This window comes from Dokdonella immobilis, from assembly GCF_900115085.1.
GTDB lineage: Bacteria > Pseudomonadota > Gammaproteobacteria > Xanthomonadales > Rhodanobacteraceae > Dokdonella > Dokdonella immobilis.
This window is the reverse complement of sequence record NZ_FOVF01000053.1, coordinates 1-11017: the sequence shown is the minus strand read 5'-3', so window position 1 is coordinate 11017 and position 11017 is coordinate 1. Positions and strand designations below refer to the sequence as shown.

General features: G+C 65.7%; 13 protein-coding genes and 1 pseudogene. 9 read left to right on the top strand and 5 right to left on the bottom strand.

What is annotated here, in order from left to right:
- Positions 1-226, bottom strand: a pseudogene (locus BM125_RS20515) (IS110 family transposase); the annotation flags it as partial.
- A gap of 865 nt (positions 227-1091) precedes the next feature.
- On the opposite strand from BM125_RS20515, the gene BM125_RS19205 reads away from it, so the two are divergent.
- The 8 genes from BM125_RS19205 (at position 1092) to BM125_RS19170 (ending at position 5206) form a co-directional block, all read left to right on the top strand.
- Complete coding sequence (locus BM125_RS19205; protein WP_092411017.1) at positions 1092-1445, top strand: hypothetical protein; 354 nt, start codon at positions 1092-1094, stop codon at positions 1443-1445.
- A 1-nt stretch (position 1446) separates the two neighbouring features.
- A complete protein-coding gene (locus BM125_RS19200) occupies positions 1447-1872 on the top strand; it encodes a hypothetical protein (protein ID WP_217647930.1) in 426 nt (141 codons plus the stop codon).
- Positions 1873-1965: 93 nt separating this feature from the next.
- A complete protein-coding gene (locus BM125_RS19195; RefSeq protein WP_092411013.1) occupies positions 1966-2370 on the top strand; it encodes a hypothetical protein in 405 nt (134 codons plus the stop codon).
- Between the two features lie 285 nt (positions 2371-2655).
- On the top strand, positions 2656-3042 hold the full coding sequence (locus tag BM125_RS19190; protein WP_092411011.1) for a nuclear transport factor 2 family protein: 387 nt from the start codon (positions 2656-2658) through the stop codon (positions 3040-3042).
- Between the two features lie 82 nt (positions 3043-3124).
- On the top strand, positions 3125-3571 hold the full coding sequence (locus BM125_RS19185) for a hypothetical protein (protein WP_092411009.1): 447 nt from the start codon (positions 3125-3127) through the stop codon (positions 3569-3571).
- A gap of 29 nt (positions 3572-3600) precedes the next feature.
- Complete coding sequence (locus tag BM125_RS19180; protein ID WP_092411021.1) at positions 3601-3936, top strand: hypothetical protein; 336 nt, start codon at positions 3601-3603, stop codon at positions 3934-3936.
- 66 nt (positions 3937-4002) lie between these two features.
- The gene (locus BM125_RS19175; protein ID WP_217647929.1) at positions 4003-4422 is read left to right on the top strand and encodes an MAPEG family protein; all 420 of its coding nucleotides are present in this window, start codon (positions 4003-4005) and stop codon (positions 4420-4422) included.
- Positions 4423-4477: 55 nt separating this feature from the next.
- On the top strand, positions 4478-5206 hold the full coding sequence (locus tag BM125_RS19170; protein ID WP_092411007.1) for an SGNH/GDSL hydrolase family protein: 729 nt from the start codon (positions 4478-4480) through the stop codon (positions 5204-5206).
- Positions 5207-5307: 101 nt separating this feature from the next.
- Here the strand turns inward: BM125_RS19170 and BM125_RS19165 are convergent, their stop codons facing one another.
- The 4 genes from BM125_RS19165 to BM125_RS19150 form a co-directional block, all read right to left on the bottom strand.
- Positions 5308-5940 carry a DUF938 domain-containing protein gene (locus BM125_RS19165; RefSeq protein WP_092411005.1) on the bottom strand — a complete coding sequence of 211 codons (633 nt, stop codon included), beginning with the start codon at positions 5938-5940 and terminating at the stop codon, positions 5308-5310.
- The gene (locus tag BM125_RS19160) at positions 5937-7259 is read right to left on the bottom strand and encodes a TCR/Tet family MFS transporter (protein ID WP_092411003.1); all 1323 of its coding nucleotides are present in this window, start codon (positions 7257-7259) and stop codon (positions 5937-5939) included. The genes BM125_RS19165 and BM125_RS19160 overlap by 4 nt, the downstream gene beginning before the upstream one ends.
- 107 nt (positions 7260-7366) lie before the next feature.
- On the bottom strand, positions 7367-7978 hold the full coding sequence (folE, locus tag BM125_RS19155; RefSeq protein WP_092411001.1) for a GTP cyclohydrolase I FolE: 612 nt from the start codon (positions 7976-7978) through the stop codon (positions 7367-7369).
- Between the two features lie 190 nt (positions 7979-8168).
- Positions 8169-8792, bottom strand: a complete 624-nt coding sequence (locus tag BM125_RS19150) for a winged helix-turn-helix domain-containing protein (protein WP_092410999.1) — start codon at positions 8790-8792, stop codon at positions 8169-8171.
- 90 nt (positions 8793-8882) lie between these two features.
- Here BM125_RS19150 and BM125_RS19145 point away from each other — a divergent pair, with 90 nt between their 5' ends.
- Positions 8883-10793, top strand: a complete 1911-nt coding sequence (locus BM125_RS19145; protein WP_092410997.1) for an aspartyl protease family protein — start codon at positions 8883-8885, stop codon at positions 10791-10793.
- The last annotated feature ends 224 nt before the right edge of the window (positions 10794-11017 follow it).

Here is an 11017-nt window from a genome sequence, read left to right as displayed (position 1 = left end):
CCATCAGGTGCGGCTGCAAGCCCAACTCCACACACCGACGCCCCCAGTAGTGCGCACCGCTGCAGGCCTCCATGGCCACCCGGGTTCCGGGAGGTAGCTGTACCAGGTAAGCCGCGAAGGCCTCGCGTCGCAGGTCCTTCCGGTCCAGCACACGTCCCGCGGCGTTCGCCGAGCACACCGAAAACACGTTCTTCGCCAAATCCACGCCAATGGTTATAGTAGTCACGGAGACTTCCCCTTCTGCTGACGGTTGTGTAGAAACTCCATCATGGCACGCGGGTCCTTCGGGATCCTTGATGCCGAAAGAGGTGGGAAGTCTCTTTTTACTCGTCCAAGCCGACGCCGTAACCGGCGCGGCTTAACTGGTGTTAGGCGTCACATGAAGATCTGTCCGAATTGTGAAGTGGCGTCAGTCTCACTGCCCCGAGCAATTCTCGCCAATCATGCCTTTCCCGCAAGCTGCCCAAGTTGTGGCGCGCTTTGCGTTTCGGCGTTCCGCTGGTGGGCCTTGCTACCGGCTATCGCCATTTTCATTCCGTTGTTTGCAGTAACTGAGCTGCTTCAGGGCTCCTGGCTTCACGTTCCCGCTGGGGTCGCTGCCGTAGTCGCGTATCTCGTCGTCTATACGCTGGTTGTACCACTCCAGCACATTCAGCGAGTTTCCGTGGTTGTAACGCGTTGGTTCTTAGCCGCTCTCATTGTTCTTTTGGCTGCTTCACGAGCCGCCATTTACTTCAGCGGCGGTGGCGCCTAACCAATCGTTCAAGCGGACCTGACGGTTCCTTCGCTTTAGTGGACACCCTGAACTAACTTTCAAGAGTCCTCATCATGGCCAAGCCCGGCCCTCGAACTACCTACGGATACAGCCGTGATTTCAAGGCAACGGCGGTTCGCGGGATTCCAGGAGCCCACTGGGCGATGTGGGCGACTCGCTTTGCGGTTGTCGACCGACATCCAGTTTCGCCCGTCAAGGCGACACCCGGATTTACGCACCTCCGGTTTCCTGATTTGGTCAGTTGTGGGTCGCTGCGAGGGTGGCTTCGAGATCCCTGAGGCCATAGCTCGTTCTCGTGATTCTGGGAACATGGGCCTTGCCGCAGGCAATCGAGGATGGCCGCGGCGAGGGATTGGTCAGCAGCGAGCCGTTCCAGCCCAAAGCGCACGGCGGCTTCCTTGCAGGTCTTTGGTTCGAAAACCGGATCGTCGAGGATCAGCGAAGTGTTCTTGAGGTACCTGCGCCGTCCCGGGCGGGCGGGCCGCGGGTAGGCGGCGGCCTTGAGCCCGAGCCTGGGCTCGTCGAGGCGTTGGAACTGTGCGCGGAAGCCAAGCTTCATGGAGAGCGGGAGCGTTTCGTCGCTGCTATTTCAGAGGACACGGTCGATATTGCAAACTGTCTGCTGATCGCGGGTCGGCGATGTGCCGCTGAAGTGATAAGGGGCCATTGATATGAACATCTGGGCACTTGGAATCGGCGTCCTGGTAGCCGCAATCGTCGTGTTGCGATTTCGGGCACAAAAGCTCGAATCGACCCGGTGGGCGTACCCGGTGCTTCTGGCAACGTTTCCGGTCTATTACTGGGTTTTCGCTGCGTACGCCTCCGACTACACGGCCTTGCTCGGCGAGCTCATTGCAGGCGTGGCCTTTCTCGTCATTGCATACGTCTCCTACGCATTCAGGTCGTTTGCCACGTTGCTGCTGCTTTCCGTTGGCTACGTTGCCCACGCCGCCTACGATTTTTCACACGATGCGCTGCTCTCGAATGCTGGCGTTCCGACGTGGTGGCCCGAATTCTGTGGTTCCGTTGATGTCCTTCTTGGTTGTTATGTGGCCTGGCTGGCGTTCGCGTTGCGCAGGCGGGCCGCAATGGCCTGACCGGCGCCTGGGACACGGCGCCTTCCAGGGAAACCTTGCTGGCCGCCTTCGCGGCCCTCGCGTTTCAGCACGGAGATATCCGGTGCAATCGGTATGAGCAAGGCCCTTTCCGCCGCCGCGGTTTCCCTTGGTGCCGCACTTTGCTTTGCGACCCTGGTGTCCGGCGCCGACCTTCTCGGTGTCCCGTTACCCGGCGGTCTGCCCGCGGGCAATGCCCTCGCCTGGCTCGGCCTGCTGGGATGTTCCACGGCCGCAGTGCTTCTCGCTTCCAGCAACACTGCAATTCGCGTGCTCGCTTGGCTGGCGCTGGCCATTTCCGTCGCGTGGTTGCCGGTGTCCATTGCGCTGGCGGGCAATCTCGCGCTCAACTTCTCGGGCTCGCTTGGCGGCTACTGGCTGTCTGCTTCGGCTCTCGTGCTCGTGTTGGTCATCGCCGTCTTCCTCCTTGCCACAGGGTCCGCCATCATCGACCGGCTCAAGAGGGCCGGTTCGGCCTGACCGTTCCGCGACAGATTCCGCGCCGGTCGAGGACGCGCGAAGGGACGGTCTGAAAATCGCGGCGAAGCTGTCGGGGGATCCAGAAGGTTCGCCGCAGGTGCCGCGTGGCGAAGTGAAGCGGGTTTGTTCGGCCGGGAAGGGGCTGAGCAGAACGGGTCCGGATGAGTCGGCCGGGCGATTGCTTCTTTCGGCGGATTTTGACCTGCAGGCCGCATGCAGGATCGGTCGATGCGCGGTACCCTGCCAATACGGCGCCGCGATCACGCCGCGGCATGGAAGTGATCAATGAACGATCCCCTGGCAGCATGGCATGCGCTGGTGAAATCCGGTGACGCCGCCGGGTTGCCCGACCTGCTCGCCGATGACGTGGTCTTCCATTCGCCAGTAGTGCACACGCCGCAGGTCGGCAAGGCGGTCACGGCGGGCTACCTGGCGGCGGCCCTTCGAGTATTTTCCGATACCAGTTTTCGCTACGTGCGCGAGTGGGTCGGGCCCCACGATGCGGTGCTCGAGTTCGTGCTCGAACTCGACGGCATCGCCATCAATGGCGTCGACATGTTGCGCTGGGGCGAGGACGGACGCATCGTCGAGTTCAAGGTCATGCTGCGCCCGCTCAAGGCGGTCAACCTGATCCACCAGAAGATGGCCGCGATGCTCGGCGCGGCGCGCTGAGCGGCTTGCGTGTGACAGCCTGTAATGACCGCGGACAGTACCCGTGTGGCACCACGGCTTTCCTTGCGGGACTGCCGTCGCCATGACCCGCACATCCGGCCTGTATATCGTTGCGCTGACGAATATCGAGCCGATCGCGGTCAACGCCCACGACCTGCGACGTGCCGAGCGCTGCATCAGGGTCAATCACGAGAACTGCAAATTCGGCAAGGCACGCGACCTGGCACTGCGTCAGCGCGCGTACTGGCGCACCTTCGGTCGCGCGGTCGTGCGGTTCCGGCCGATCGCGCTGCTCGATCGGATCGACGAGGCCGAACGCGAGGTGTTGGGCCGGTTGTCGGCGTGGCGCCTGCGTGGTAGTACGGGCCGGCGGAATGAATGGTTGTCCGGCATTTCGGTCGACGAGGTCGAACGCATCGCATGGGCCGTGCTGGTGCAGTCCGGGTTCGAGGTCCGTGGCATCGGCTTGGCGGCCTGGCAGGGTTTGGCCGGAGCTGGACCCGAAGCGCTCAACCGTTCCGCGACATGACCATCACCACGTCCAGTGAAGGAGGTCCCATGCGTTCGCTCAAGATGACCCTCGTGTTGCTTGTTGTGGTGATGCTTGCATCCTGCGGGGTCGCCGTGCCCGCCGAGAAGGCGGCCTACGTCGGCGAATGGAAAGCCGATGGCATGTCGCTGTTGATCACGCGCGATGGCAGCATCGTCTACCACCGCATGCGCAAGGGCGCACGCACGTCGATCGACGCGCCGCTGAAGAGCTTCCACGGCGACGACTTCGATGTCGGCATCGGTCCGATGACGACGACGTTCAAGGTCAATGTGCCGCCGCACGAGAGCGGTGGCGAGTGGAAGATGACCGTGGACGGCGTCGAGCTGACGCGCAGCCACTGACCGGAATCCCCCATTCGCCGCAGACCATGGCGGCACCGAGTGCGCGCCAGCCGCAAGGAGTCCGCCGTGTCGCATGCCATCGTCCAGCCCGTTCTTGCCCTGATGCTGCTGACCTTCGCGGTCTGGGTCACCCTGTTTGTTCGACGCATCACCTGGATGGTCTCGCACAACATCGATGCCCAGCAGCTCGCCACACCCGAGCAGATCGCATCCACGCTGCCCGAGGCGGTCAATCGTGCGGCGAACAACTTCAGGAACCTGTTCGAACTGCCGGTCGTCTTCTATGCGATCTGCCTGCTGCTGCTGGCGACGCAGACCTCGGACGCGGTCTACATCAACCTGGCCTGGGGCTATGTCGCCCTTCGCGTCGCGCACAGTTTCATCCACTGCACGGTGAACATCGTGACCCTGCGGTTCGCGGCCTTCGCCCTGTCCAGCATCGTGCTCTGGATCATGCTGGCCCGGCTGGTCGTGGAGCACTTCTGAGCCCGGCGCGGCAACCGCGGTTTCACTTGGGCCCGGTTCAAGGGGCGGAACGCGCATGCTGAGGAGCCTGGTCTTCTGGGGATCGCTGCCGTGGGTGGCGCTTCAGGCCCTGCGCGTGCGCCGCGACGCACCGCGACTGGCAGCGGCGGCCGGGCCCGAGACTGGTTCCGTCGGCAGCGGGCCGCCGCTGCGCCTCGTCGCGATTGGTGATTCGATCATTGCCGGGGTCGGTGCCTCACGGCTCGACCGTGCCCTGGTCGGGCGCACTGCCGAGGCCCTGGCCGCGACGCTCACGCGCTCGGTGGAGTGGCAGGCAATCGGTCGCATCGGCATCGATTCCGGCGGCGTGCTCGGCGAGTTGCTGGCGCGCCTGCCGGAGCAGCCGGTCGATCTGTTCGTGCTCTCGGTCGGAGTCAACGACGTGACCTCACTGCACCGTACGGCGACCTGGCGCCGCAATCTTGACGCGCTGCTGCGTGCAATGAGCGCCCATTCGCCATCGGCGCTGATCGCGGTCGCCGGGATTCCGCCGTTGAAGGGTTTTCCACTGTTGCCGCAACCGTTGCGTGCGCTGATCGGCTTTCGCGGGGAGACCTTCGACCGCTTGGCCCGGCACGTGGTCGCTGCACATGCCCAGGCGGTGCATGTGCCGGTCGAGTTCGAGACCCGCAGGGAGGCTTTCTCCAGCGACGGCTTTCATCCTTCGGAGGCAAGCTACGTCGAATTCGGGCGGGCCATGGCGGGCGCCGTGGCCGGGGCGATGACGGAGCGGAGCCCGCCCTGATCGATCCGCGCTGCGGCCCTGTCGATCGCGCGACACGACGCCTCGGTGCTGTGCGTTGGGAACAGACGATGTGCGCGGGCCTTGCCGATCGGCAGGGCGGGCTATTCCGGCGGGTCGGCGGACTGCGCGACATCGCGTCGCCAGATCACGCAGCGATTGTTGGCCGGCAGGGCATAGTCGGCGATCTGGCGCAGGCCGGCCTTGGCGGCGAGGGCATCGACGTCGGCGAGATCGCGGAGGCCCATATGTGGTGCGCGCTCACGCAGCGATGCATCGAACGCCGCGTTGCTCTCGCTAGTGTAGCGGCCGTTGATGTTGAACGGTCCATAGACGGCGAGCCGCGCGCCTTCGGCGAGGATGCCGGGCAGGCGATCGAACAGGGTCTGGACTTCCGGCCAGGCCATGATGTGCAGGGTATTGGCCGTGAAGACACGGTCGTAGCGGCTCTGCGGCCATTCGGCCTGGGCCACGTCGAAGGCGATTGGCGCGGGTGTGTTCGGCAGCGCGGCCTCGTCGAGCCAGAGCTGGATGCCGGGCAGGTGTTCGGGCCGTTCCGAGGTCTGCCAGGTCAGGTGTGGCAGGGCTCGGGCCAGGTAGGCAGCGTGCTGGCCGGTGCCGCTGCCGATTTCGAGCACGCGCTTGCAGCTCGCGAATTCGACACGCAGGACCTCGAGTATCGGCGCGCGGTTGCGCTCGCAGGCCGCCGAGTAGGGCTTCTCGACGGCCCGATTCACGGCTTGCTTTCCAATTCCGCGAGCGGTGCCAGGTCGGAGTTTTGGCGCGGACCGACCGGTGCGGTCGGTTCAGCGTTGGCGGCTATCGGCTGCAGGTCCGCAGTCGCCCGCCAGCCGAGCACGAATCCGAGGCCGAGCAGGATCGCGGAGAGGACGAAGGCAGCACCCGGCAGATGCAGCGGCGTGGTCGGACCGATGAAGAAGGCGAAGATCTGGCTGAACACGAACGGGCCGAATACCGTGGCCAGGCTGGCCAGACTGGTTATCGCGCCTTGCAGGCGACCCTGTTCGGTTGGATCGACCTGGCGCGTGATGATCGCCTGTGTGGTCGGCCCGCCGAGCCCGGCCAGGGCCAGCAGGGGAATCGCCAGTACGAAGACGACCGCGTTTGCAGCGAAGCCGAGGGTCAGGAAGCCGCTGATGCCGAACAGCAGGCCGGCCAGCATGACCGGTCGTTCGCCGAAGCGCGGCACGACCCTGCGCACCATGCCGGCCTGGACGATGGCGCTGCATACGCCGACCAGGGCCAGCGTGTAGCCGACTTCCTGAGGGCCCCAGTGGTAGCGGTAGTCGGCGTACAGCACGAAGGTCGAGTTGAGCGAAAACTGGGCCAGGGCGACGAGGAAGAAGACCACGGCCAGGGCCAGCACCTGCGGGTAGCGGCGCAGCATGCGCAACGCGCCGAGAGGGTTGGCATTCTTCAGGTCGAAGCGGGCGCTGCGGCGTTCGCGCGGCAGCGATTCGGGCAGGACGAAGAAGCCGTAGAGGAAGTTGGCCAGGGCCAGGCCGGCGGCAACCCAGAACGGCGCGCGCACCGAGATGCCGCCAAGAAATCCGCCGAGCGCCGGTCCGATGATGAAGCCGATGCCGAATGCCGCGCCGAGCAGGCCGTAGGCGGCGGCGCGCTTCTCCCGTGACGTGACATCGGCGATGTAGGCATTGGCGGTGGAAATGCTGGCGCTGGCGACACCCGAAATCATGCGGCCGATGAACAGGATCGGCAGCGTCTGGGCCAGCGCCATCAGGATGAAGTCGAAGCCGAGCGAGAGGTTCGAGGCGAGGATCACCGGGCGTCGGCCGAAGCGGTCCGACATGGCTCCCTGCACCGGCGAGAAGACGAACTGCATGAGCCCGAACAGCGCGCCCATGATGCCGGTCCAACGCACGGCCGTACCGATGTCGCCGCCGGTCATGTGCTGCACGAGGTGCGGAAACACCGGAATGATGATGCCGAACGCGAGCATGTCGAGCATCACCGTGATGAACACGAAGATGACGGCGGCCCGGCGCGCCGGGGTGTGGGGGGAATCGGAGGTCATGTCTTGAGCGTGGCTGCGGACAGGGTCGGAATGCCTTCAGGAGCACTTCCACGCCGGTTCGGCGGTCAGGCGACGACTCCGAGCGGCACTATGGTGCGGAAGTTCCTTCAGGACTTCGACTGGATATTGATGAAGCGCAGGAATTCGGCGCGGGTGCGCGCGTCATCGCGGAAGTCGCCGAGCATCTTGCTGGTGATCATCGAGACCCCGCGCTTGTGCACGCCGCGCGTGGTCATGCACTGGTGCACGGCATCGACGACCACGCCGACGCCGCGCGGCTTCAGTACATCCTCGATGCAGCGGGCGATCTCCGCGGTCAGTTTCTCCTGCACCTGGAAGCGCCGTGAGTAGGCGTCGACCACGCGCGCCAGCTTGCTGATGCCGACGACCTTGTTGGTCGGAAGGTAGCCGATGTGGGCACGGCCGATGATCGGCGCCATGTGGTGTTCGCAATAGGATTCGAACTCGATGTCGCGCAGGACGATCATCTCGTCGTAGCCGGCGACTTCCTCGAAGGTGCGGCGCAGGTATTCGGCGGGGTCGATCGCGTATCCGGAGAACCAGTCGCGATAGGCATTGACCACGCGCTTGGGCGTGTCGAGCAGGCCTTCCCGGTTCGGGTCCTCGCCAGCCCAGCGCAGGAGCACGCGTACGGCTTCCTCGGCCTGGGCGACGCTGACGGTCGGGACGATGGTGATTTTCTTGCCGTGCCGGGGCATGCCTTTTCCAGATCGGTCGTTTCGTGCGGAGTCTAGCAGCCAACGCCGGAGCGGTAACGCGCGAGCCGCGATCGAGGCCTGCGCTGGATCGAGCGGCCTCGCTGCTGACCGCGCAGGACGTCGGTCGAGCGGTTGCGGAGGATCCAGGAAGGTCAGCGCTTCGCGCGGCAGCGGTGCGGACTCGTTCCGATCAGCCAGGCCTCGCCCGGATCCGCTTTTGCGCCGGCTTTCGTTCAGGCGCGCGGCGCGGGGATTTGGGTTCGAGCGGGGCCAGGACCCAGGACACTGCGATCAGGGTGTCATGTTCCGGTGTTCTCGGTTGGTGCAGGAGTTCCATCAGCCGGCCAAGCAGCCGGTTGATTTCGGTGAGTTGATCGGGACCCACCCAGCCCTTGCCGCGCGCCGCCCAGAGTTCGCGCCGCGGCCCTTCGACGACCGCGCCGGGATCGCCGAGGGCACGCTTGAAATCGCGCTCGGCCACGCGCAGCACGCTTGCGGCGACGCGGCCTACGGCCCGGGCGTTGGCCGTCGCGCCGGGACGATAGCGCAACGAGAGCCGCGCGCCGGACTCCGTGCGGAGCCGGAAGCGGCGCCCGTCCGGAGCCGTTTCCTCCTCGATCAGGCCGCCGCGGGCCAGTTGCCGCAGATGGTAGTAGAGCCCATCGGCCGGACGCCCGAGTTCGCCGGCCAGTTCGGCGACGGAAACGGCTCTACCGAGGGCTTCGAGGGTGTCGACGATCTCGATCCGGGTGGGCGAAGCGAGCAGGTCGATTTCGCTGGCGCGTTCGATCGCCCGGGCGGTCTTCTGTGCCATTGGTTGGCTTGCCTGTTTTGAAATATTGACGGATTATTCAATCATCGGCGCGACGAAGCAAGCGCGGATCAAACTTTCTGGAGTGCAATCATGTTGGCCCATTCGCGGATTTTCCTGCTCTCGTCGCTTTTCCTGCTGGCTTCCGTGGCGGCCCACGCCAGCGACGCGTCGAGGTTGTTCGATCGCTACAAGGAAGCGACGGGAGGCGAGGCCTGGGACCAGGCGCGCAGCCTGCGCTTGAACGGCACGCTCCGGGCCGGGGGCCTCGAAGGGCGCATCGAGACCCTCGTCGACCTTGGCGGTGGACGTTCGGCAAGCCACTACGCGCTGGGACCGGTCGAAGGTGGACAGGGCTACGACGGCCAACTGGCCTGGAGCCGTGATCCGGGCGGCGAAGTGGCCGTACTCGACGCGCCCGAGGCGGTCCGCCGCGCGCGCAGCCAGGCCTGGCTCGATGCCCATGGTTACTGGTATCCGGCACGCCTGCCCGCGGTCATCGGCGCACCGGCGCGGCGCGAGGAGAACGGGCGGAGTTTCGACGTCGTCGAGGCGACGCCGCAGGGAGGCGATCGGGTCAGCCTCTGGTTCGACGCCGCGACCGGCCTGCTCGCGCGGGTCGACCAGAAGCAGGAGCGGGATCTCTCGGTCACGCGCTACGACGACTACCGCGTGGTCGATGGGCTGCGCCTGGCCTTCCACTCGAGCAACGACAGCGTCGATTCGACGGGCCGCAGCGAACCTCGCGCGCATTCGGAAGTCCGCATTGCCAAAGTGCTGCTCAACGCGGCGTTCGCCGACGCCGATTTCGCCCGACCGGAACTGCGCGCGTCGTCGCGCATCGTCAATGACGCCGGCGTGACGCGCATTCCGATCGAGTTGGTCAACAACCACATCTACGTGAACGGCCTGGTCGACGGCAAGCCGGCCCGCTTCATCGTCGACACCGGCGGCGTCAACATGCTGACGCCCGCGGCGGCAAGGAAGTTCGGACTCGAGGGCGCGGGCAAGCTGGCCGCGCGTGGCGTCGGCGACGAGACGGTCGACCTCGCCCTGGCCAATGCCGGCGAGGTTCGTGTCGGCGACGCGGTTCTCGACAAGCCGGTCTTCTATGTCGTGGATCTCGGCGCACTTTCGTCGATCGAAGGCGAGACTTTCGACGGCCTGGTCGGCTACGAATTGTTCAGTCGCTTCGGCGTCGTCATCGACTATGCCGGAAAGCAGCTGACCCTGGCCCAGCCGGCTCGATTCTCGCCGCCGCAGGGCGCACATGCCGTCGGCTTCGACCTCGCCGATCGCATTCCGATCGTGCAGGGCTCGCTCGACGGCGTCGCGGTTCGCCTCAGCATCGATACCGGTTCGCGCGTCGCGCTGACCCTGCACTCGCCATTCGTCGCCGAGCACGACGCCGCGACCCGTTACCGGGCCGCGCCCGAGGCGGTCATGGGCTGGGGCGTCGGTGGTCCTTCGCGCGGCCGCCCGGCCCGCTTCGGCACACTGCGGCTCGGCGACCTCGCCATCGACGGCATCGCGGGTGACCTGTACACGGGCAGCAAGGGCGCGTTCGCGAGTGCCGATATCTCGGGCAATCTCGGCGGCGGCGTGTTGCGCCGCTTCACCCTCGCCTTCGATTATCCGAACCGCCGTCTCTATCTGGCTCCGAATGCGCGTTTCGGTCGGGCGGACGACTACGATCGCAGCGGCCTGTTCCTGTTCGCCGACGGCGACGCCCTCAAGGTCGTCGACGTGGCCGCCGCCAGTGCCGGCGAACGCGCCGGGCTGAAGCCCGACGACCGAATCGTGTCGATTGATGGCGAGTCCATGGCGGCCCGTTCACTCGATCAGTGGCGGCAGCGCCTGCGCGAACTGCCGACCGGCTCGAAGCTCGCCATTGCCTACGAGCGCGGTGGTACGCCGGCAAAGGCAACGCTGGTCCTGGCCGATCGCATCGCGGCCCGCTTCGAGACCGGCAGCGACGCAGCCGCGCAACGCCCACCTTTGTAGCCCGCGGCGGCCGGGGCGGCCGGAAACCCAGCGCCAGCCCGCAGGTTGGGGGTGAGCGTCATCGCACCCAACAACGAAGCCGATACGCGTCGGCTGCCATCGAAGCCGGCGTCGTCTCTACGCGCGCTCATTGCAGGAAGAGCCTTTAGGCTCGATTCTTTTCGGCACGATGCGGGGAAAGCATCGCGGCTGAAGCCGCTTCCTACAACGTAATGGCAACGCAG

Coding starts and splice junctions, on each gene's coding strand:
- BM125_RS19170 (WP_092411007.1), top strand. CDS start 4,478: ATGCTGAGGAGCCTGGTCTTCTGGGGATCGCTGCCGTGGGTGGCGCTT.
- folE (WP_092411001.1), bottom strand. CDS start 7,978: ATGCCCCGGCACGGCAAGAAAATCACCATCGTCCCGACCGTCAGCGTC.
- BM125_RS19160 (WP_092411003.1), bottom strand. CDS start 7,259: ATGACCTCCGATTCCCCCCACACCCCGGCGCGCCGGGCCGCCGTCATC.
- BM125_RS19190 (WP_092411011.1), top strand. CDS start 2,656: ATGAACGATCCCCTGGCAGCATGGCATGCGCTGGTGAAATCCGGTGAC.
- BM125_RS19185 (WP_092411009.1), top strand. CDS start 3,125: ATGACCCGCACATCCGGCCTGTATATCGTTGCGCTGACGAATATCGAG.
- BM125_RS19150 (WP_092410999.1), bottom strand. CDS start 8,792: ATGGCACAGAAGACCGCCCGGGCGATCGAACGCGCCAGCGAAATCGAC.
- BM125_RS19180 (WP_092411021.1), top strand. CDS start 3,601: ATGCGTTCGCTCAAGATGACCCTCGTGTTGCTTGTTGTGGTGATGCTT.
- BM125_RS19145 (WP_092410997.1), top strand. CDS start 8,883: ATGTTGGCCCATTCGCGGATTTTCCTGCTCTCGTCGCTTTTCCTGCTG.
- BM125_RS19195 (WP_092411013.1), top strand. CDS start 1,966: ATGAGCAAGGCCCTTTCCGCCGCCGCGGTTTCCCTTGGTGCCGCACTT.
- BM125_RS19200 (WP_217647930.1), top strand. CDS start 1,447: ATGAACATCTGGGCACTTGGAATCGGCGTCCTGGTAGCCGCAATCGTC.